This window comes from Streptomyces deserti (genome assembly GCF_054782695.1).
Genome location: NZ_BAAGRZ010000026.1, coordinates 21,987 through 41,999, shown reverse-complemented (window position 1 = coordinate 41,999; position 20,013 = coordinate 21,987). Strand labels below are relative to the sequence as shown.

The 20,013-nt window shown below is 70.6% G+C and carries 20 protein-coding genes; 9 read left to right on the top strand and 11 right to left on the bottom strand.

All coding sequences use genetic code 11. The features are described from left to right. Window positions 1–27: 27 nt before the first annotated feature. The 3 genes from ACYVMZ_RS30660 to ACYVMZ_RS30650 all read right to left on the bottom strand — a co-directional run bounded on the left by ACYVMZ_RS30660 (window position 28) and on the right by ACYVMZ_RS30650 (window position 2,177). Complete coding sequence (locus tag ACYVMZ_RS30660) at window positions 28–825, bottom strand: SURF1 family cytochrome oxidase biogenesis protein (RefSeq protein WP_461085535.1); 798 nt, start codon at window positions 823–825, stop codon at window positions 28–30. Window positions 826–874: 49 nt separating this feature from the next. After that, window positions 875–1,108 (bottom strand): hypothetical protein, encoded by a 234-nt coding sequence (locus ACYVMZ_RS30655; protein WP_461085410.1) that lies wholly within the window; start codon window positions 1,106–1,108, stop codon window positions 875–877. Between the two features lie 79 nt (window positions 1,109–1,187). Beyond that, window positions 1,188–2,177, bottom strand: coding sequence for a DEDDh family exonuclease (locus tag ACYVMZ_RS30650; RefSeq protein WP_461085408.1), 990 nt, complete (start codon window positions 2,175–2,177; stop codon window positions 1,188–1,190). Between the two features lie 293 nt (window positions 2,178–2,470). On the opposite strand from ACYVMZ_RS30650, the gene ACYVMZ_RS30645 reads away from it, so the two are divergent. Together ACYVMZ_RS30645 and ACYVMZ_RS30640 are read left to right on the top strand one after the other, a co-directional pair. After that, on the top strand, window positions 2,471–3,463 hold the full coding sequence (locus tag ACYVMZ_RS30645) for a sterol desaturase family protein (protein WP_461085406.1): 993 nt from the start codon (window positions 2,471–2,473) through the stop codon (window positions 3,461–3,463). Continuing rightward, on the top strand, window positions 3,460–4,140 hold the full coding sequence (locus ACYVMZ_RS30640) for a lysoplasmalogenase (protein ID WP_461085404.1): 681 nt from the start codon (window positions 3,460–3,462) through the stop codon (window positions 4,138–4,140). The genes ACYVMZ_RS30645 and ACYVMZ_RS30640 overlap by 4 nt, the downstream gene beginning before the upstream one ends. Here ACYVMZ_RS30640 and ACYVMZ_RS30635 read toward each other — a convergent pair. The 3 genes from ACYVMZ_RS30635 to ACYVMZ_RS30625 form a co-directional block, all read right to left on the bottom strand. Beyond that, the gene (locus ACYVMZ_RS30635) at window positions 4,130–5,134 is read right to left on the bottom strand and encodes a CopD family protein (RefSeq protein WP_461085402.1); all 1,005 of its coding nucleotides are present in this window, start codon (window positions 5,132–5,134) and stop codon (window positions 4,130–4,132) included. The genes ACYVMZ_RS30640 and ACYVMZ_RS30635 overlap by 11 nt on opposite strands. A 184-nt stretch (window positions 5,135–5,318) precedes the next feature. Further along, window positions 5,319–6,833: a S8 family serine peptidase gene (locus ACYVMZ_RS30630; protein ID WP_461085400.1), complete on the bottom strand. Its 1,515-nt coding sequence runs from the start codon at window positions 6,831–6,833 to the stop codon at window positions 5,319–5,321. Window positions 6,834–6,894: 61 nt separating this feature from the next. Next, entirely contained in the window at window positions 6,895–8,430 is a 1,536-nt protein-coding gene (locus tag ACYVMZ_RS30625) for a S8 family peptidase (protein WP_461085398.1), read from the bottom strand. 252 nt (window positions 8,431–8,682) lie between these two features. Between ACYVMZ_RS30625 and ACYVMZ_RS30620 the strand changes: the two genes are divergently transcribed. The 3 genes from ACYVMZ_RS30620 (at window position 8,683) to moaA (ending at window position 11,803) form a co-directional block, all read left to right on the top strand. Then, window positions 8,683–9,039: a DUF485 domain-containing protein gene (locus ACYVMZ_RS30620; RefSeq protein WP_461085396.1), complete on the top strand. Its 357-nt coding sequence runs from the start codon at window positions 8,683–8,685 to the stop codon at window positions 9,037–9,039. Continuing rightward, window positions 9,036–10,655, top strand: a complete 1,620-nt coding sequence (locus ACYVMZ_RS30615) for a solute symporter family protein (RefSeq protein ID WP_461085394.1) — start codon at window positions 9,036–9,038, stop codon at window positions 10,653–10,655. The genes ACYVMZ_RS30620 and ACYVMZ_RS30615 overlap by 4 nt, the downstream gene beginning before the upstream one ends. A gap of 158 nt (window positions 10,656–10,813) precedes the next feature. Continuing rightward, complete coding sequence (moaA, locus tag ACYVMZ_RS30610; RefSeq protein WP_461085392.1) at window positions 10,814–11,803, top strand: GTP 3',8-cyclase MoaA; 990 nt, start codon at window positions 10,814–10,816, stop codon at window positions 11,801–11,803. Between the two features lie 106 nt (window positions 11,804–11,909). On the opposite strand, the gene ACYVMZ_RS30605 is transcribed toward moaA, so the two are convergent. Together ACYVMZ_RS30605 and ACYVMZ_RS30600 are read right to left on the bottom strand one after the other, a co-directional pair. Continuing rightward, window positions 11,910–12,125 (bottom strand): hypothetical protein, encoded by a 216-nt coding sequence (locus tag ACYVMZ_RS30605; RefSeq protein ID WP_461085390.1) that lies wholly within the window; start codon window positions 12,123–12,125, stop codon window positions 11,910–11,912. 213 nt (window positions 12,126–12,338) lie between these two features. Next, window positions 12,339–12,737 carry a DUF3099 domain-containing protein gene (locus ACYVMZ_RS30600; RefSeq protein ID WP_461085388.1) on the bottom strand — a complete coding sequence of 133 codons (399 nt, stop codon included), beginning with the start codon at window positions 12,735–12,737 and terminating at the stop codon, window positions 12,339–12,341. A 263-nt stretch (window positions 12,738–13,000) separates the two neighbouring features. On the opposite strand from ACYVMZ_RS30600, the gene ACYVMZ_RS30595 reads away from it, so the two are divergent. After that, the gene (locus tag ACYVMZ_RS30595; protein WP_461085386.1) at window positions 13,001–13,276 is read left to right on the top strand and encodes a GlsB/YeaQ/YmgE family stress response membrane protein; all 276 of its coding nucleotides are present in this window, start codon (window positions 13,001–13,003) and stop codon (window positions 13,274–13,276) included. 59 nt (window positions 13,277–13,335) lie between these two features. Here the strand turns inward: ACYVMZ_RS30595 and tyrS are convergent, their stop codons facing one another. The 3 genes from tyrS to ACYVMZ_RS30580 form a co-directional block, all read right to left on the bottom strand. Then, window positions 13,336–14,604, bottom strand: coding sequence for a tyrosine--tRNA ligase (gene tyrS / locus ACYVMZ_RS30590; protein ID WP_461085384.1), 1,269 nt, complete (start codon window positions 14,602–14,604; stop codon window positions 13,336–13,338). 67 nt (window positions 14,605–14,671) lie between these two features. After that, on the bottom strand, window positions 14,672–16,066 hold the full coding sequence (locus ACYVMZ_RS30585; RefSeq protein ID WP_461085382.1) for a metallopeptidase TldD-related protein: 1,395 nt from the start codon (window positions 16,064–16,066) through the stop codon (window positions 14,672–14,674). After that, window positions 16,063–17,586 carry a TldD/PmbA family protein gene (locus ACYVMZ_RS30580; protein ID WP_461085380.1) on the bottom strand — a complete coding sequence of 508 codons (1,524 nt, stop codon included), beginning with the start codon at window positions 17,584–17,586 and terminating at the stop codon, window positions 16,063–16,065. The genes ACYVMZ_RS30585 and ACYVMZ_RS30580 overlap by 4 nt, the downstream gene beginning before the upstream one ends. 254 nt (window positions 17,587–17,840) lie before the next feature. On the opposite strand from ACYVMZ_RS30580, the gene fabG reads away from it, so the two are divergent. The 3 genes from fabG (at window position 17,841) to ACYVMZ_RS30565 (ending at window position 19,866) form a co-directional block, all read left to right on the top strand. Continuing rightward, window positions 17,841–18,545, top strand: a complete 705-nt coding sequence (gene fabG, locus ACYVMZ_RS30575) for a 3-oxoacyl-[acyl-carrier-protein] reductase (protein ID WP_461085378.1) — start codon at window positions 17,841–17,843, stop codon at window positions 18,543–18,545. Window positions 18,546–18,550: 5 nt separating this feature from the next. Next, a complete protein-coding gene (fabI, locus tag ACYVMZ_RS30570; RefSeq protein WP_461085376.1) occupies window positions 18,551–19,318 on the top strand; it encodes an enoyl-ACP reductase FabI in 768 nt (255 codons plus the stop codon). A gap of 197 nt (window positions 19,319–19,515) precedes the next feature. Beyond that, window positions 19,516–19,866, top strand: coding sequence for a hypothetical protein (locus ACYVMZ_RS30565; protein ID WP_461085374.1), 351 nt, complete (start codon window positions 19,516–19,518; stop codon window positions 19,864–19,866). Window positions 19,867–20,013 lie beyond the last annotated feature (147 nt).

Below are 20,013 nucleotides of genomic sequence, written 5' to 3'. Positions count from 1 at the left end.
GGGGACGGAGGCGGAACCGGCGACCGGCTACACCGCCGCCGGTTCCGCCTCCGTCGCGTCGGCCGCCTTGGCCGCCGCCTCCGCTCGCTCCCGGGCCTCGCGGCGGGCCAGGATCACCCAGCCGACCGGGACGGCCGCGGCGAATAGCCACCACTGGACGGCGTACGCGTAGTTCAGGGCGGCGTCCTCCTTGCCCGGGTCGCCGAGCAGCTCCGGGGTGTCGCCCTTCGGCTCGGGCGCCGTCTGCGCGATGTAGCCGCCGAGCACCGTGGCTCCCAGGCGCCGTGCCTCCTGCGCACTGTTGATCAGCATGATCTGCCGGTCCGGCAGGCCTTCGAGGTTCTTGATGCCGCTCGTCTCGGTCGTCTCGTCGGGCATCAGCCGGCCCGTGACGGTGATCTCACCGCGGGGCGGTGCCGGGATCTCGGGGAACGCCATCTGGCTCCGGCTGTCCGCGGGGACCCAGCCCCGGTTGACGAGCAGGACCTTGCCGTCGTCGAGGACGAACGGGGTCAGGACGTGGTAGCCGACCTCGTCGTCGCCGTTGGTGCGGCGGCGGACCACGACCTCGTCGTCCGTGTCGAAGTGGCCCTTCGCGGTCACGGCGCGGTACCGCTCGTCGCTGGTGACGGTGTGCCCGGGGGAGGTCAGCCGCTCCACGGGTACCGGCTTCGCGGCCAGCGCGTCGGAGACCAGCTGATTGCGGGCGGTGCGCTCCTCGTAGCGGTGCATCTGCCAGAAGCCCAGCCTGATCATCGTGGGGATGAGGAGGAGAGCGACCAGCGTCAGGATCACCCACTGGCGGGACAACAGGAAGCGGTACACCCCACGACCGTACAACTCGGTCGTGGGGTGCATTCAGGCGGGTGTGGGCTTACACCTTGTCGACGATTCCCACCCCGCCTTCCGCGCGGGCACAGTGGGCACCGCAGTACCAGTGGCCCTCGACCTCGACGCCCTGCCCGATGATCTGCACACGGCAGTGCTCGCAGATGGGTGCCATGCGGTGGATCGCACAGGCGAAGCAGTCGAAGACGTGCACCGCGCCCTGGGCGTGCACCTCGAAGGTCATTCCGTAGTGATTTCCGCACACCTCACATGTCGCCATGCGCCACAGGGTGAGCCGTCCCGGCCGCGCGGGCGAGCGGGTGCCGGGCGAGTCGCCCGGCAATCACCCGTCCGTACGGTCACGACTCCGAGGCGGGCTCCACGTCCGCGAGCAGTTGCCCGAACGCCGCCTCGTCCACGATCGGCGTCCCGTACTGCCGGGCCTTGACCACCTTGGACGTGCCCGAGTCCGGGTCGTTGGTGACGAGGAGGCTGGTCAGCCGTGACAGGCTGGTGGCCACGTGCAGCCCGGCCTCGGTCGCGCGGTCCTCCAGCAGCTCCCGCTCGACCGAGGTGTCGCCGGAGAAGGCGACCCGCATGCCCTGCTTGAGCCGTTTGCCCTCCTCGTACCGTCCCGGGTTGGGATAGGGGCAGGCGGGCCGCTTGCGGGAGGGCCGCCAGCCGCCCGGCCGGTAGCCGCCGTAGCCCGCCTGCTGCCCGATGCGGGGGGCCGGCCGGTCCGACCACTCGGTCAGCGGCCGGCACTCGTGCAGCGGCAGCCGTACGCCGCCCGCCGCCGCGGCCCGCAGGCTCGGCCGGAACGCCTCCGCGAGCACGCGCGCGTCGTCCAGCGCGTGGTGCGCCCGCCGCTGGACGACGCCGAAGTGCGCCGCGAGGGTCTCCAGTTTGTGGTTGGGCAGCGGCAGGCCCAGTTCCTTGGCGAGCGCGATGGTGCACAGCCGCTGCCGCACCGGTGCCTCGCGCTCCGCGCGCGCGTACTCCCGGGCGATCATCTGCCAGTCGAAGACGGCGTTGTGCGCGACGAGCACCCGGTCCCGCAGCCGGGCCGCGAACTCCTCGGCGATGTCCTGGAAGAGGGGAGCCCCTTCGAGCATCTCGCTCGTCAGACCGTGGATCCACACCGGCCCCGGGTCGCGCTCCGGGTTGACCGTCGTGTACCAGTGGTCCTCGACCTCACCGCGCGCGTCCAGCCGGTAGACGGCCGCGGAGATTATGCGGTCGCTCCGGGCCAGCCCCGTGGTCTCCACGTCAACGACCGCGTATCCCTGCGGATACGCGGCCGGCCACGACGGGGGAGACGATGCTGCGGTCGTGAGGTCTTCGAGCATGGTCACTGAGGATACGGGCCGGGACTGACAGTGCTGTCCGTCAGGTGCCGTGCGGCTCCCGCCTGTTCGCATGCCGGGAATGTCCGGACGTGCGGTCCCGGGGCCGCCTCGGGGATCCGATGACCTCTCAACTCCATCGATCTCTCAACTCCATTGACCTCTCAACTCCATGGCGGGACGCGTGGTTCCTGCGGCAGTTGGTGAAGACCGCCAAGAAGCAAGCGCGTACCGCCGGTAATACTTGTGGGTAACAACGTCTAGGCGCGGCCGGGCGGCGGTCCTACGGTTCATCCATGCCGAACCTGCCCGATGTCGTGCTGTGGTCCGTACCCGCCTTCGTCCTGCTCACCGTCGTCGAGATGGTGAGCTACCGGCTCCACCCGGACGAGGAGGCGGCCGGGTACGAGGCGAAGGACGCCGCGACGAGCATCACCATGGGACTCGGCAGCCTCTTCTTCGACTTCCTCTGGAAGATCCCGATCGTCGCCGTCTACACGGCCATCTACGAGCTGACCCCGCTGCGCGTCCCCGTCCTGTGGTGGACGGTCCCGCTGATGCTGCTCGCGCAGGACTTCTTCTACTACTGGTCCCACCGCGGCCACCACGTCATCCGCATCCTGTGGGCCTGCCACGTCGTCCACCACTCCAGCAGGAAGTTCAACCTCACCACCGCGCTGCGCCAGCCCTGGACGTCCCTGACCGTGTGGCCGTTCTACGTGCCGCTCGTCGCCGCGGGAGTGCACCCGGCGGCCCTCGCCTTCTGCTCCTCGGCGAACCTCGTCTACCAGTTCTGGATCCACACCGAGCGCATCGACAAGATGCCCCGCTGGTTCGAGTTCGTCTTCAACACGCCCTCCCACCACCGCGTGCACCACGCCTCCCAGGGCGGCTACCTCGACCGCAACTTCGGCGGGATCCTCATCGTCTGGGACCGGCTCTTCGGGTCGTTCGTGCCGGAGACCGAGCGGCCGGTGTACGGACTGACCAAGAACATCACCACATACAACCCGCTGAAGGTCGCCACGCACGAGTACGTCGCCATCGCCAAGGACCTCAAGGCGGCGGTCAGTTGGCGCGAGCGCGCGGGCCGCGTGTTCCGCGGACCGGGGTGGCAGCCGGCACCGGCCAGGGCTGCGGACTCGGCGAGAGCTGCGGACTCGGCCAGGGCTACGCACTCGGCGAGGGCTGCGGAACCGGCGAAGGCTCCGGCGCCCGCCGAGGAGACCACGGCCGCTGAGACCACGGGCGCTGAGACCCCGGCCGCCGAGGAGACCACAGCCGCGTGAGACCCGCACGCCTCTTCCTCGCCGCCTACGGCCTGGCCGTCGCCGTCGACCTCGCCTCCCTCGCGGCCGGTCTCGACGCCGGGCACGCCGTCGCCAAGCCGCTGCTGATGCCGTTCCTGGCCGCCTGCGCGGTCCTGCGCGGCGCGCCCCGGCCCCTCGTCGCCGCGCTCCTGTGCGGCTGGGGCGGAGACGTCCTGCTGCTGTCCGACGCCGAGCCCGCCTTCCTCGCCGGGATGGGCTGTTTCGCGGCCGGGCACGTGTGCTGGCTCGCGCTCTTCAGGACGCACGGCAGCCGAAACGCGGCCCCACGCGCGCGTGCCGTACTTCTCGCCCTCGGCTACGCCACCGCCCTCGTCACCGCCGTCGCCCTGCTGTGGCCGGACCTGCCCGCGCACCTACGGGTGCCCGTCGCCGGCTACAGCCTCCTTCTCACCACCATGGCGTACGCGGCCGCCGCCCGGCTCGGCACCGTCGCCGGGCTCGGCGGGGCGCTCTTCGTGCTGTCCGACCTGCTCATCGCCACCGGCGTCGCCGACTGGCCGCAGCTGCCGAGGCCGGACTTGTGGATCATGCTCACGTACCTCGCCGCGCAGTCCCTGCTGGTCGTCGGCACGCTCGGCCGCCTCGACACGCGCGGCCCGCACGCCGTGCCCGCGCGGCCCCGGTTCACCACCTGATCGGCACCGGCAGCGCCGTCAGCAGGCCCGACACCGCCACCACCACCCCCAGGGCGACGACCTCCGCGCGTGCGGGGGAGCAAGCGGTCAGGGGATCCGCCGCGCGGCGCAGCCGGATCCGTGCCCACAGCGCGAGGGCGGCGACGGCGGCCACGAGGATCAGTTTGGCCAGCAGGGTGCGCCCGTACGCCGTCGTCGTCAGCTGCTCCAGGACCGTCTCCGGCGGCATCCGCCGCAGCGAACTCCACACCCCGGTCGCGGTGATGGCGGCGAGCAGAACGGCCGCCACGCGCGCGTAGAGCCCCAACAGGGCCGCACCCGGCGCGGCGGGCCGCCACACCCGCAGGGTGCGCAGCGCGTGCAGCAGCCCGCCCGTCCACAGCGCCGCGCAGGTCAGGTGAACGAGCGTCAGCCCGGTGCCGGCCAGCGGGCTGTGCTCGGTCGTGGGGTGTGCGCGCAGGGCCTCCGCGACGACCAGTGCGGCCAGCGGCCAGACCTGCGCGGCCGGCCGGCGCGAGAGGGCGCACAGGCCCGCCACGAGGAACGCGTTGACCTCCAGAAGGGCGAGCTTGCCGTCCCGGGACGCGTACAGGCCGCCGACGTCGATCTGTGCCGGGTCCTGGGGAACCAGGTTGCCGGTGGCCACGACCGAGGCGAGTCCGAGTGCCGCGCCGAAACCGACGGCGGCCGCGTACGGGGACCAGCTGCGGGGGACGTCCGGCGGAGCGCCGGGTACGGAACGGGCCAGCCGGTTGACGAACAGTTCGCCGACCGGCACGCACAGCGCCGCGAACAGCACCGTGCGCAGCAGGGCTATGCCACCGACACCGGGCGCGGCGGCCTCCCCGGTGCCGTGCAGCGCCGGGGACGGCCCGAGCAGTGGTATCAGCGCGCCCAGTGTCACCAGCACGAGCACGGCGACCGCCCGGCCGGTCCCGGGGCGACGGTCCGCCCCGTGCTCGTCCGCCTCGAGAGTGGATCTTGTCAAGGACACCCCAGGATCTTCACCAGTCGTCCCGGAATCGGGCAACTCCGGGAAAAGAACTGGCGGTACGGCATTCCGCCTGGTTTCGCCTCGTTTCGGCCCGGGCGGCGCCGAGGATCACTGGACGGCCGGGCCGGGCGGAGTCCCCGCCCGGCCCGGACCGCGTTCACAAGAGCCTTACCTCCTCAAGGCCCTACCTCGTCACCGCGTCCAGCGCGTCCGTCATGCCCCAGCCGTAGAAGCCGTTGCGGTTCTTCGGGCCCTCGCACACCGCGTCGGCCTTGCCGTCGCCGTCGATGTCGTACGGGTCCGTGCACGGCACGGCGTCGGCCTGTGCGTACAGCAGCGCCTTCACCGCGGCCGGCGGGGCGTACGGGTGGGTCGACTTGATCAGGGCGGCGACCCCCGCGACGTGCGGGCTCGCCATCGACGTACCCGCCATGTAGCCCCACTTGCCGCCGGGCAGCGTGCCCAGGATCAGACCGCTGGTGGCCGGCGGGGCCGGGGGCTGGTACTTGGTCGAGTCGCCGCCCGGGGCAGCTATGTCGACGACACCCCGGCCGTAGTTGGAGAAGGACGACTTCAGGCCCTTCGCGCCGGTCGCCGCGACCGTCACGACCCCCGGCAGCTGGGTCGGGATGTCGTAGCACTCCGAGGGGTCCACGACCCGCTCGCTCGGGGTGGAGTCGTTCGGGGAGACCGGGTCGGTGATCTGGTCGGCGGCGAGGTCGTAGTTCTCGTTGCCGGCCGCGGCGACGTTGACCGCGCCCTTCTTCTCCGCGTACCGCGTGGCCCGGGTGATGGCGTCCACGAGCGCCTTCTGGTCCGGGTCGTCGGTGCAGTTGAAGTACCAGGGGTCGGTGTAATAGCTGTTGTTGGTCACGTCGACGCCGTGCTCGGCTGCCCACACGAAGCCGCACACCACGGCCTCCGTGTAGAAGAAGCCGTCCGGGTTGGACACCTTGATGCCGGACACCTTGACCCCGGGCGCGACGCCCGTCATGCCGACGCCGTTCTTGGCGGCCGCGATCTCGCCCGCCACATGCGTGCCGTGCGGGCTCTCCGACGCGCCCGGCCGCCAGGCCCCGTCGGTCGTGTCCGGCTTGCCCGACACACAGTTGACCGACGCGGCCCGGTCGAAGTTGGGCGCGATGTCCGGGTGGGTGTCGTCGACGCCGGTGTCGAGCACGGCGACGGTGACCTCGGGGCTGCCCAGCGACTTCTCGTGCGCCTTGTCCGCCTTGATGGCGGGCAGGTCCCACTGCAGGGACTCGAGCGGGTCCTTGCCGTCGGCGGCCTCGGCGTCCGCGATCTCCGCCGCGCTGAGCACCTTCGGCGTGCCCACGTCGGTGGTCGACTGGGCGGGCAGCGGCGCGGTGCGCGTGGCCCCGGCGGACTGGACCCCGCGCGCCGCGCGGATCGTCTTGGCGAAGTCGGGGTTCGAGGAGTGGACGACGATGACGCCGATCCGGTCGTACGACGTCACGATCGTGCCGCCGGCCTCGCCGATGGCCTTCTTCACCTGGCCGGAAGGGCCGTGTCCCGGGTGGACGTTGACCACATAGCTGAGCGAGGTCGCGTCGGCCGGGGCCGAGGGCTGCTGAGCGGCGGAGGCCGTGCCGTTGGGCAGGAACGCGAGGGCCGTCGCCATGGCCATCCCGGCCGGGATCGCGAGCGCGCGACGGTAGCGCGGGTGAGGCGCAGTCATGCTGTCTCCAGTTCGTTCGCGGTACGAGCGGACCGTGCGGGAGGTTTACAGGATTCCCGGGTCACTTGACCGCGCGCAGGGCATTGACGATGCCGAACCCGTAGAAACCGTTGACCCGCTTCCCGCCCTCGCACAGTGCGTCCTGCGTTCCGTCACCGTCCTGGTCGTACGACTCGGGGCAGCCGGGGTTGTCGGCCTGGGCCTTCAGCAGCGCCTGCAGCTGGGCCGGGGAGGCCCACGGGTGCTTCGACTTCAGCAGCGCGGCGACACCGGAGGCGTGCGGCGCGGCCATCGAGGTGCCCTGCAGGAAGCCGTACTCGCCGTTCGGCATGGTGGACAGGATCCGGCCGTTCTTTGACGGTGTGTCCGGTATCTGGTACTTGCGGTCGCCGCCCGGCGCCGCGACGTCGACGACGCCGTGACCGTAGGTGGAGTAGTACGACTTGACGTTCTGGACGCCCGTCGCGCTGACCGTGACGACACCCGGCAGCTGGGTCGGCACGTCGAGACACTCGTGCGGGTCGATGGTGCGCTCGACCGGGGTGGAGTCGTTGGGGCTGGTGTCGTCGAGGATCGCGTCGGCGTCCAGGTCGTGGTTGGAGTTGCCGGCCGACGCGACGTTGAGCGTGCCCCTCTTCTGGGCGTACAGCTGCGCCCTGTTGACCGCGTCGACAATCGCCCGCTGGTCCGGATCGTCCATGCAGTTGTACAGCCACGGATCAACGTAATAGCTGTTGTTCGTGATCTCCACGCCGTGGTCGGCGGCGAACACGAAGGCGCACACGACGCTCTCCGGGTAGAAGAGGCCGCTGTCCCGGTCGGTCACGTTGATGCTGGACACCTTCACGCCGGGTGCGACGCCGGCCACGCCGATGCCGTTGCGGGCGGCGGCGATCTCACCGGCCACGTGGGTGCCGTGGTAGTCCTCGGGGGTGTACGGGCGCCAGGCGCCCTCGCTCGTGTCGGCCTTGCCGCCGGCGCAGTTGGCGGACTGGGACGCGGAGAAGTTCGGGGCGATGTCGGGGTGGGTGTCGTCGACGCCGGTGTCGATCACGGCGACGGTCACCTTGCGACTGCCCGGGTTGATCCCGGCGGCCTTGTCGGCGCCGATCGCGCGCAGGTCCCACTGGTCCGCCTCGAGGGGCTCGCTGCCGGGGGTCTGCGCCGAGGCGGCCTCGACCTTGGCAGCCTGAGCGTCCGTCAGGTACTGCGCGGCGTCCTCGTCCGTCGTCCCCGCCGCGGTCAGCGGCGCGGTCCGCGTCGCCCCCGCCGACTGGACCCCGCGCACCGCCCGCATCTGCCGGGCGAACTCCGGGTTCGCCGAGTGGGCGACGATCACGCCGATCCTGTCGTACGAGACCACGACCGTGCCGCCGGCCGCGGTGACGGCCTTCTTCACCGAGGCGATCGTGCGGGCGTCCGTCGTGGTGTTGACGACGTACGCCAGCTTCGGCGCGTCCGCCGCCTGCGCCGGCGCCTGCGCCTCCGCCAGCGGGGCCGCCGACGCCGCCGCCGGCAGGAAGCCGAGCGAGGCGGTCAGGGACAGCACGACGGGGACGGCGAGCGCGAGCCGGCGTCTGGAAGGCAGATGAGCCATGGGGTCTCCACTTCATCCGGAAACGAGACCTGCCCGAGACACAGGTGGTGCTCGGGCAGGTACATGACGGGTGGTGCAGGCCGAAGCTATCCCGCGCCGTCGTTGGCCAGCAATGTTTTGCCGAAATCGACTGCGGAAAGAAGGCCGGGCAGTTGAACCGGTCCTCGCGTGGCGCCGTGACGTTGGACAAGGAGCGCGAGGACACTCGCCTCCGTCCCTGCTGGAACCGCATCCGCACCGCGAGGAGACCCCGTGGCCACCGACGCACCGCCCCCCTCGAAAGAGCGACACAAACTCCCTTCACCCGAGGAGTTCACCGAGGTGCAGCAGAGCGCGGAGTTCGGTGAACTGCGCCGCTCCTACCGCTCCTTCGCCTTCCCGCTGACCGTCGCCTTCATCGTCTGGTACCTGCTGTACGTCCTGCTCTCCAACTACGCGGGCGACTTCATGGGCACCAAGCTGTTCGGCAACATCAATATCGCGTTTGTCTTCGGTATCGCCCAGTTCGTCACCACGTTCCTCATCGCCTGGTGGTACGCGCGGCACGCGAGCGCGAAGCTCGACCCCAAGGCTGAGGCGATCAAGGCCCGGATGGAGGGCGGCGCATGAACCTCGCGATGACTCTTGCGGCCAATGAGGCCAGCGAGCACCGGCCGCTGATCATCTCCCTGTTCGCGGCCTTCGTGATCGCGACCCTCTTCATCACCGTCTGGGCGGGCCGCCAGACCAAGGACGCCGCCGACTTCTACGCGGGCGGCCGCCAGTTCAGCGCCTTCCAGAACGGCCTCGCGGTCTCCGGCGACTACATGTCGGCCGCGTCGTTCCTCGGTATCGCGGGCGCGATCGCCCTCTTCGGTTACGACGGTTTCCTGTACTCCATCGGCTTCCTGGTCGCCTGGCTGGTCGCCCTGCTCCTGGTCGCCGAGCCACTGAGGAACTCCGGCCGCTACACCATGGGCGACGTCCTCGCGTACCGCATGCGCCAGCGCCCGGTGCGCACGGCGGCCGGCACCTCCACCATCGTCGTGTCGATCTTCTACCTGCTGGCCCAGATGGCGGGCGCCGGCGTCCTGGTCTCGCTGCTGCTCGGCATCACCTCCGACGCCGGCAAGATCCTCATCGTCGCCCTCGTCGGCGTCCTGATGATCGTGTACGTCTCCATCGGCGGCATGAAGGGCACCACCTGGGTCCAGATGGTCAAGGCCGTGCTGCTCATCGGCGGCACGATCCTGATCACCTTCCTGGTGCTGCTGAAGTTCAACTTCAACATCTCCGACCTGCTCGGCAAGGCCGCCGAGAACAGCGGCAAGGGCGCCGCCTTCCTGGAGCCCGGCCTGCAGTACGGCGCCACCGGCACCTCCAAGCTGGACTTCATCTCCCTCGGCGTCGCCCTGGTCCTCGGTACCGCCGGCCTGCCGCACATCCTCATCCGCTTCTACACCGTGCCCAACGCCAAGGCCGCCCGGAAGTCCGTGAACTGGGCGATCGGCATCATCGGCGCCTTCTACCTGATGACCATCGCGCTCGGCTTCGGCGCAGCGGCCCTGATCTCCCAGGAGGAGATCATCGCGTCCAACCCGTCCGGCAACACGGCGGCACCGCTGCTCGCCCTGCACCTGGGCGGTGTCGACTCGGCCTGGGGCGCGATCCTGCTCGCCACCATCTCGGCGGTGGCCTTCGCGACGATCCTCGCCGTCGTCGCGGGCCTGACCCTCGCCTCGTCCTCGTCGTTCGCCCACGACATCTACGCGAACGTCATCAGGAAGGGCCAGGCCACCGAGAAGGAGGAGGTCCGGGCGGCCCGCCTGGCGACCATCGGCATCGGCGCGGTCTCCATCCTGCTGGGCGCGCTCGCCCGCGACCTGAACGTCGCCGGCCTCGTCGCCCTGGCCTTCGCGGTCGCGGCCTCCGCCAACCTGCCGACGATCCTGTACAGCCTGTTCTGGAAGCGGTTCACCACCCAGGGCGCGCTGTGGTCGATCTACGGCGGCCTGATCGTGGCGGTCGGCCTGGTGCTGTTCTCGCCCGTCGTCTCCGGCGACCCCAAGGCGATGTTCCCCGACGTCGACTTCGCCTGGTTCCCGCTGAAGAACCCGGGCATCATCTCCATCCCGTTCGGCTTCCTGATGGGCTGGCTCGGCACGGTCCTGTCCAAGGAGGAGCCCGACACCGCCAAGTACGCGGAGCTGGAGGTCCGGTCCCTGACCGGCACCGGCGCCCACTGAGCGACACCTCCCGCACGGCCCCGTCGTAGCTCTCTACGACGGGGCCGTGTCTTACGTCGTGGGATCGGGTCTGTGTCGTTGTCAGTGGGGTCACGTAGGCTCGCAGGTGCCGGAGAAGTCGTGCTCCGCGCACGATCCGCTCGAGGGAGGGGGCCCGCGTGCTCATCGACACCTACGGCCGAGTGGCCACCGACCTGAGGGTCTCACTGACCGACCGGTGCAACCTGCGCTGTACGTACTGCATGCCCGAGGAGGGCCTGCAGTGGCTGGCCAAGCCGGATCTGCTCACGGACGACGAGATCGTCCGCCTGATCGACATCGCGGTCACCTCCCTCGGCATCGAGGAGGTCCGCTTCACCGGCGGCGAGCCCCTGCTGCGCCCCGGCCTGGTCGGCATCGTCGAGCGCGTCGCGGCCCTGGAGCCCCGCCCCCAGATGTCCCTGACGACCAACGGCATCGGCCTGGGGCGCACCGCGGCGGCCCTGAAGGCGGCAGGCCTGGACCGGGTCAACGTCTCGCTCGACACGCTCCGCCCCGAGGTCTTCAAGGCCCTCACCCGCCGGGACCGCCACAAGGACGTCATCGAGGGCCTGCGCGCCGCCCGCGAGGCCGGCCTGACCCCGGTCAAGGTCAACTCGGTCCTGATGCCGGGGCTCAACGAGGACGAGGCCCCGGACCTGCTGGCCTGGGCCGTGGAGCACGACTACGAGCTGCGTTTCATCGAGCAGATGCCCCTGGACGCCCAGCACGGCTGGAAGCGCGAGGGCATGATCACCGCCGGCGACATCCTGACCTCCCTGCGCACCCGCTTCGAGCTCACCCCCGAGGGCGACGAGGCACGCGGCTCGGCACCGGCCGAGCGCTGGCTGGTCGACGGCGGCCCGCACCGCGTCGGCGTGATCGCCTCCGTCACCCGCCCGTTCTGCGCGGCCTGCGACCGCACCCGCCTCACGGCGGACGGCCAGATACGCACGTGCCTGTTCGCCACCGAGGAGACGGACCTGCGCGCCGCCCTGCGCTCCGGCGCCCCCGACGAGGAGATCGCCCGCATCTGGCGCCTGGCCATGTGGGGCAAGAAGGCGGGCGCCGGTCTGGACGACCCGACTTTCGTCCAGCCGGACCGCCCGATGTCAGCGATCGGCGGCTGAACCCGGGGGCGCGGGGCTGTATCGATCTGCGGCTCCGCCGCGTGGGCGCGACCAGCCACGACGGCGCGGGAGGCGAACGACCGCCTGAGCCACCCCAAGCCGTCTCTCAGGCTTCCCGCGTCTCCCACTCCTCCAGAAGAACAACGTCCTTCAAAAACCCCCGCACCCCGAGAAACTGCGAAAGATGCTCACGATGCTCCTCGCACGCGAGCCATGTCTTGCGCCGCTCCGGCGTGTGGATCTTCGGGTTGTTCCACGCGAGCACCCACACGGCACCGGCACGGCAGCCCTTCGCGGAACAGATGGGCGTCTCGTCACTCACAGCTTCGTCTCACCACTGCACACAGAAAGGGCGACGCCGAGCAGCCACGGGGGGAGCTGCCCGGCGTCGGTCCGTCGCTCCGACGGGGGATGCGGAGCGCGTACGAAGTATGTCACGGGTAACCCCCCGCCTGGCACCGGAACTACATGATTGATCTGAGCTTTCCCTGAGCTTGGCGGGGGGCTGACTTCCGTTTGTCCCCGGCCCGCCGGGTCATGACCGCTCGCGCGGCTCCGTTCGTGCGCCCGGCGCCGGTTCGGACACCACATCTTCCGCGACGGGTTCCGTGAAACCGCCGTTCGTCCGCGGCGGCTCGATCATCGGCCGCATCGGAGCCGTCACGAACGTCGACGGCAACGACGGCGCGTTCTCACGCCCGGCGTTGGCGATCACCACCGCGATGTACGGCAGCACCGCCCCGAGCACCAACGCCACGATGGCCACGTGCCGTTCGACGTTCCAGAGCGTGGCCGCGAGGATCACCGAGAGCGTACGGATCGACATCGAGATCACGTACCGGCGCTGTCGCCCGCGCACGTCCTCCTGGAGGCCCGCCCGGGCGCCGGTGATCCGGAACACCTGGACGTCGCCCCCGCCGCGCAGCTTCCGCATCACATTCCACCATCCGCCCGTATCGGACTCTCCCCGCCCCGTACCCGGTCCGTGGCCGGTCGGGGACACCGGGGCCCGGACAGCTCCACGTTACGCCGCACCTGCGTCGGCTACGAGACCGGGGCCCCTGCGGCCTGGGTGAACCGGCCTGCGCCGTGCTGTGTATGCCGCGTACGGCGGATGGCCCCGCCCGGCATGCGCCGTACCCCGTCCGGCCCGACACTGGCGGTAATGCTCACGTCGAGCCGTACGAGGAGGCAGCCATGGGCTGGTTGTGGGCGATCATCGTGGGACTCGTGCTCGGCCTGATCGCCAAGGCGATCATTCCGGGCAAACAGCACGTTCCCCTGTGGCTGACCGTCATCCTGGGCATGCTCGGCGCCATCGCCGGCAACGCGATCGCGCGGGCGGCCGGCGTCGACGCGACAGAGGGCATCGACTGGTGGCGGCATGTCTTCCAGCTGGTGGCCGCGATCGTGCTCGTCGCCATCGGGGACAGGGTGTACCTGGCAGTGCGGGGCAGCAGGCGCAGGGCGTAACGGTCCCACAGCGACGGGGCGGTCTCCGGCACCGGTGACCGCCCCGCCATGTGCACACCTCAGGCGCCCGTGACCTCCACCGCGGCCAGGTTCTTCTTGCCGCGGCGCAGCACCAGCCAGCGCCCGTGCAGCAGGTCCTCCTTGGCGGGGACCGCGTCCTCGCCGGCGACCTTGGCGTTGTTCACGTAGGCGCCGCCCTCCTTGACCGTGCGGCGCGCGGCCGACTTGCTGGGCACCAGGCCGACCTCGGCGAACAGGTCCACGACCGGGCCGAGCTCGGCGACCTGGATGTGCGGCACCTCCGCGAGGGCCGCCGCCAGCGTCCGCTCGTCGAGCTCGGCGAGCTCGCCCTGGCCGAAGAGGGCCTTGGACGCGGCGATCACGGCGGCCGTCTGCTCGGCGCCGTGCACCAGCGTCGTCAGCTCCTCGGCCAGCGCACGCTGCGCGGCACGGGCCTGCGGACGCTCCTCCGTCTGCTTCTCCAGCTCCTCCAGCTCCTCGCTGGACTTGAAGGACAGGATCCGCATGTAGCGGGAGATGTCCCGGTCGTCGACGTTCAGCCAGAACTGGTAGAACGCGTACGGCGTGGTCATCTCCGGGTCCAGCCAGACGGCGCCGCCCTCGGTCTTGCCGAACTTGGTGCCGTCCGCCTTGGTCATCAGCGGCGTCGCCAGCGCGTGCACGGTGGCGTCCGGCTCCAGCTTGTGGATCAGGTCCAGGCCCGCCGTGAGGTTGCCCCACTGGTCGCTGCCGCCCTGCTGGAGCGTGCAGCCGTACCTCCGGTACAGCTGCAGGAAGTCCATGCCCTGCAGGATCTGGTAGCTGAACTCCGTGTAGCTGATGCCCTCGGAGGACTCCAGGCGCCGGGCGACGGAGTCCTTCGTCAGCATCTTGTTGACGCGGAAGTGCTTGCCGATGTCCCGCAGGAACTCGATCGCGGACAGGTTCTGCGTCCAGTCCAGGTTGTTCACCATGATCGCCGCGTTCTCGCCCTCGAAGGACAGGAACGGCTCGATCTGGCGGCGCAGCTTGTCGACCCAGCCCGCCACCGTCTCCGGGTCGTTCAGCGTGCGCTCCGCGGTCGGGCGCGGGTCACCGATCAGGCCCGTGGCGCCGCCGACCAGCGCCAGCGGCCGGTGGCCGGCCTGCTGGAGCCGGCGCACGGTGAGCACCTGCACCAGGTGCCCCACGTGCAGCGACGGCGCCGTCGGGTCGAAGCCGCAATAGAACGTGACGGGACCGTCCGCGAGCGCCTTGCGCAAAGCGTCCTCGTCAGTGGACAGGGCGAACAGCCCGCGCCACTTCAGCTCGTCGACGATGTCCGTCACGGTTCTCGTGTCTCCTCGGATGATCTTCGGCCGGTCGGGTGACAGCCGACTGGGAACGCCTACGAGGTTATACGCCCTGACTGACAGAGCTCATGTTGAAATCCGGGATGCGCAGCGCGGGCATCGCCGCCCTGGTGAACCAGTCGCCCCACTCCCTGGGCAGGGTCTTCTCCGTACGGCCCGCCTCCGTCGCCCGGCCCAGCAGGCTCACCGGCGACTCGTTGAACCGGAAGTTGTTCACCTCGCCGGTCACCTCGCCGTTCTCGACGAGGTAGACGCCGTCCCGGGTCAGGCCGGTGAGCAGCAGCGTCGCCGGGTCGACCTCGCGGATGTACCACAGGCAGGTCAGCAGCAGCCCGCGCTCCGTGCTCGCGACCATCTCCTCCAGGGAGCGGCCCTCGCCCCCGTCCAGGATCAGGTTGTCGATGCCCGGCGCCAGCGGCAGCCCGGTCAGGGCCGCGCTGTGCCTGCTGGTCGTCAGGTGCCTCAGCTCACCCTCGCGCACCCACTCGGTGGCCGTGAGCGGCAGCCCGTTGTCGAACACCGACTGGTCGCCCCCGGAGGAGTGCGCGATCACGAACGGCGCCGACTCCAGGCCCGGCTCGTTCGGGTCACTGCGCAGCGTCAGCGGCAGGTCGGTCAGCTTCTCCCCGACGCGGGTGCCGCCGCCCGGCTTGGAGAACACCGTGCGGCCCTCGGCCGCGTCCCGGCCCGACGCCGACCACATCTGGTAGATCAGCAGGTCCGCGACGGCCGTCGGCGGCAGCAGCGTCTCGTACCGGCCCGCGGGCAGCTCGACGCGCCGCTCGGCCCAGCCGAGGCGTACGGCCAGCTCCGCGTCCAGGGCCGCCGGGTCGACGTCCTTGAAGTCACGCGTGGAGCGCCCCGCCCACGCCGAGCGTGTCCGGTCCGGCGACTTGGCGTTCAGCTCCAGGGTCCCGTTGGGCTGGTCGTGCCGCAGCCGCAGCCCCGTGGACGTGCCCACGTACGTGGAGACGAGCTCGTGGTTGGCGAAGCCGTACAGCTCCCGGCCGCCCGCACGCGCGCGTGCGAACGCCTCACCCAGCGCCGGCGCGAAGTCGGCGAACACGGCGGAGGAGGTCTCCACGGGCGCCTCGGTGAACTCGGGCGACTCCGACACTCCCGTCACCAGCGGCTGCGCGTCCTCGGCGGGCCCGGCGCCGCGCGCGGCGGCCTCGGCGGCCCGCACCAGCGGCTCCAGCTCATCCATGGTGACGGCGGACCTGGACACGACCCCCGAGGCCGTGCCCTCCTTGCCGTCGACCGTGGCGATGACGGTGAGCGTACGTCCGCGCGTGACACCGTTCGTGGTCAGGGCGTTGCCCGCCCAGCGCAGGTTCGCGGTCGACTGCTCGTCGGCGATCACGACGCAGCCGTCGGCTCGGGACAGTTCGAGGGCGCGCTCGACGATCTCGTGCGGCTTGGACGTACGGGCGCTCATCGACCGGCCTCCTGCGTGGTGTTCAGAATGTTGACGCCCTTGAAGAGGGCGGACGGGCAGCCGTGCGACACGGCCGCCACCTGCCCCGGCTGGGCCTTGCCGCAGTTGAATGCGCCGCCCAGGACGTACGTCTGCGGGCCGCCGACGGCCGCCATGGAGCCCCAGAAGTCGGTGGTGGTCGCCTGGTAGGCGACGTCCCGCAGCTGCCCGGCGAGCCGCCCGTTCTCGATCCGGAAGAACCGCTGCCCGGTGAACTGGAAGTTGTACCTCTGCATGTCGATCGACCAGGACCGGTCGCCGACGACGTAGATGCCCCGCTCCACGCTCCCGATGAGGTCCTCGGTCGACATCCCGGCGGGGTCCGGCTGCAGCGACACGTTGGCCATGCGCTGCACCGGCACGTGCGCGGGGGAGTCGGCGAAGGCGCACCCGTTGGACCGCTCGAACCCGGTGAGCTTCGCGATCCGCCGGTCCAGCTGGTAGCCGACCAGCGTGCCGTCCTTCACCAGGTCCCAGGACTGCGCCTCGACGCCCTCGTCGTCGTACCCGACGGTCGCCAGGCCGTGCTCGGCGGTGCGGTCGCCGGTGACGTTCATCAGCTCCGAGCCGTACCTCAGCTTGCCCAGCAGGTCGAAGGTGGCGAAGGAGGTGCCGGCGTACGCGGCCTCGTAGCCGAGCGCGCGGTCCAGCTCGGTGGCGTGCCCGATGGACTCGTGGATGGTCAGCCACAGGTTGGACGGGTCGACGACCAGGTCGTACAACCCGGGCTCCACGCTCGGCGCCCGCATCTTCTCGGCGAGCAGCTCCGGGATCTGCTCCAGCTCGCTCTCCCAGTCCCAGCCCGTGCCCCGCAGGTACTCCCAGCCGCGCCCCACGGGCGGCGCGAGGGTGCGCATGGACTCGAACTCGCCGCTGGATTCGTCCACCGACACGGCCGTGAACACCGGATGCAGCCGGACCCGCTGCTGCGTGGTCACGGTCCCCGACGTATCGGCGTAGAACTTGTTCTCGTGGACGGTGAGCAGCGAGGCGTCGACGTGGTCGACCCCGTCGGCCGCCAGCAGCCGCGCGCTCCAGTCCGCCATCAGCCCGGCCTTCTCCTCGTCGGGCACGGTGAACGGATCGATCTGGTACGACGAGATCCACGTCTTGTCGGCGTGCACGGGCTCGTCGGCCAGTTCCACGCGCTCCTCCGACCCGGCCGCCTTGATCACCTGCGCGGAGAGCTTCGCCATGGCCACCGCTTGGGAGGCCACCTTGGCGGCGGCGTCCAGGGTCAGGTCGACCCCGGACGCGAAGCCCCACGTGCCGCCGTGCACGACGCGCACCGCGTATCCGAGGTCGGTGGTGTCCGACGACCCGGCGGGCCTGGCGTCGCGAAGCCGCCAGGAGGCGCTGCGCACCCGCTCGAGCCGGAAGTCGGCGTGCTCGGCGCCCAGCGCACGCGCGCGTGCCAGCGCCGCGTCGGCGAGGGCGCGTAGGGGAAGTGCCGTGAAGGCTTCGTCGATCGTATGAGGCACCGAGGTCTCTCCCTGTCGTGTGACCTGTGGTTGCCCCGATCATGTCGCGTGAGCCCGTCCGTGGACCACACCTTTCCGCGCGGGACCGGGACCTTTCTGTAGGGACCCGACAGTGAGTCCCGTGAGCCACTGTGGGTGCCCGAATGTCCCCGGGCGGGCCCCGACCGATAGGTTTTCGAGGAAGCCGCCTGTCATCGCCGCCTGTCGTCCAGGTGCCCGGGCGGGTATCAGACCGCTATCGAAAGGGTGATCCGTTGAGCCGCTCGGTTCTCGTCACCGGAGGCAACCGGGGCATCGGCCTCGCCATCGCCCGCGCTTTCGCCGACGCCGGCGACAAGGTCGCGATCACGTACCGCTCGGGGGAGCCGCCGGCCGGCTTCCTCGCCGTCAAGTGCGACATCACCGACCCCGAGCAGGTGGAGCAGGCCTACAAGGAGATCGAGGACGCGCACGGTCCCGTCGAGGTCCTCATCGCCAACGCCGGCATCACCAAGGACCAGCTCCTGATGCGCATGTCCGAGGAGGACTTCACCTCGGTCATCGACACCAACCTCACCGGCACCTTCCGCGTCGTCAAGCGCGCCAACCGCGGCATGCTGCGCGCCAAGAAGGGCCGCGTCGTCCTGATCTCCTCGGTCGTCGGACTGCTCGGCTCCGCGGGGCAGGCGAACTACGCCGCCTCCAAGGCCGCCCTGGTCGGCTTCGCGCGCTCCCTCGCCCGTGAGCTGGGCTCGCGCAACATCACCTTCAACGTCGTCGCGCCCGGCTTCGTCGACACCGACATGACCAAGGTGCTCACCGACGAGCAGCGCGCGGGCATCGTGTCGCAGGTGCCGCTCGGCCGGTACGCGCAGCCGGAGGAGATCGCCGCGGCGGTGCGGTTCCTCGCCTCGGACGACGCCTCGTACATCACTGGAGCCGTCATCCCCGTTGACGGCGGACTGGGAATGGGTCACTGATCACCATGAGCGGAATTCTCGAGGGCAAGCGCGTCCTGATCACCGGTGTGCTGATGGAGTCCTCCATCGCCTTCCACGCCGCCAAGCTGGCCCAGGAGCAGGGCGCCGAGATCATCCTGACCGCGTTCCCGCGGCCCACGCTGACCGAGCGCGTCGCCAAGCGGCTGCCCAAGCCCACCAAGGTCATCGAGCTGGACGTGACGAACGACGAGCACCTCGGCCGCCTGGCCGACGTGGTCGGCGAGGAGCTCGGCGGCCTCGACGGCGTCGTCCACTCCATCGGTTTCGCCCCGCAGGACGCCCTCGGCGGCAACTTCCTCAACACGCCGTTCGAGTCGGTCGCCACCGCCATGCACGTCTCGGCGTTCTCCCTGAAGTCGCTCACCATGGCGTGCCTGCCGCTCATGCAGAACGGCGGCTCCGTCGTCGGCCTCACCTTCGACGCCCAGTACGCCTGGCCGCAGTACGACTGGATGGGCCCGGCCAAGGCCGCCCTGGAGGCCGTCAACCGCTACATGGCGCGCGACCTGGGCAAGCAGAACATCCGCTGCAACCTGATCTCGGCCGGCCCGATCGGCTCGATGGCCGCCAAGTCCATCCCCGGCTTCAGCGAGCTGGCCTCGGTGTGGGACAGCCGCTCCCCGCTGGAGTGGGACCTGAAGGACCCCGAGCCGGCCGGTCGCGGCATCGTCGCGCTGCTGAGCGATTGGTTCCCGAAGACCACCGGCGAGATCATCCACGTGGACGGCGGTCTGCACGCCATCGGTGCGTGACCGGTATCGCTGACTTCTGAGGGACCTCTTAGGGACCTCTGAGGGACCTCTGGGGGCTCGCATCCTGCCGGGTGCGGGCCCTCGGCGTGTCACCCGATCGGCCCATCCGGCCGGGCGGCACGGCCGGCAACTGCGCACTCTGGATTAAGCGTTCACCACGCGATCCCCTCCCCAGCACGGCCGAGGAGGTCCCCCTTGTGCGCTTGTCCCGCCGCCTGGCCTCAGTGACCGTGGCCGTCGCTCTCGTGCCGACCCTGCCGTACGAGGCACTGCCCCACGCGCGCGTGCCCGCCGAGGAACGCGCGTCCGAGGAGCCCTTCGGCGCAGCGTGCCGGATCCGTGTCACCGGCTCCCGCGTGACCGCGTACTGCCATAACCCGTATCCCGAGACCGACCGGGTGAGCCTGCACGTCGAGTGCGCCCGCTGGTGGGACCTCGACAGCGACACCTCCCCGGTGGACGCCGGGCCCGCCCAGACCGTGCGCCTGACCGGCCGCTGCTGGAAAGAAGTGGGCTCGGCGTGGATCAGTCATCGGCGGGTGGGCTGAAGGGGGTTGGCCACCGGCGGGGCGGATGCGGCGGTCAGGTGCCGACGGCGGATGGATGCAACGGTCATGCGTCGGCCGGCGTCAGGGGTCGGTCGGCGTCCGCAGCGGTCAGGCGTGGGCGTGCGGCGGGCGGAGTGAACGGTCATG

Bases quoted from the DNA above. Each gene is read 5' to 3' on its own strand.
- ACYVMZ_RS30655 (WP_461085410.1), bottom strand. From the start codon at position 1,108: ATGGCGACATGTGAGGTGTGCGGAAATCACTACGGAATGACCTTCGAG.
- ACYVMZ_RS30650 (WP_461085408.1), bottom strand. From the start codon at position 2,177: ATGCTCGAAGACCTCACGACCGCAGCATCGTCTCCCCCGTCGTGGCCG.
- ACYVMZ_RS30645 (WP_461085406.1), top strand. From the start codon at position 2,471: ATGCCGAACCTGCCCGATGTCGTGCTGTGGTCCGTACCCGCCTTCGTC.
- ACYVMZ_RS30630 (WP_461085400.1), bottom strand. From the start codon at position 6,833: ATGACTGCGCCTCACCCGCGCTACCGTCGCGCGCTCGCGATCCCGGCC.
- ACYVMZ_RS30625 (WP_461085398.1), bottom strand. From the start codon at position 8,430: ATGGCTCATCTGCCTTCCAGACGCCGGCTCGCGCTCGCCGTCCCCGTC.
- ACYVMZ_RS30615 (WP_461085394.1), top strand. From the start codon at position 9,036: ATGAACCTCGCGATGACTCTTGCGGCCAATGAGGCCAGCGAGCACCGG.
- ACYVMZ_RS30600 (WP_461085388.1), bottom strand. From the start codon at position 12,737: ATGCGGAAGCTGCGCGGCGGGGGCGACGTCCAGGTGTTCCGGATCACC.
- ACYVMZ_RS30595 (WP_461085386.1), top strand. From the start codon at position 13,001: ATGGGCTGGTTGTGGGCGATCATCGTGGGACTCGTGCTCGGCCTGATC.
- ACYVMZ_RS30585 (WP_461085382.1), bottom strand. From the start codon at position 16,066: ATGAGCGCCCGTACGTCCAAGCCGCACGAGATCGTCGAGCGCGCCCTC.
- fabI (WP_461085376.1), top strand. From the start codon at position 18,551: ATGAGCGGAATTCTCGAGGGCAAGCGCGTCCTGATCACCGGTGTGCTG.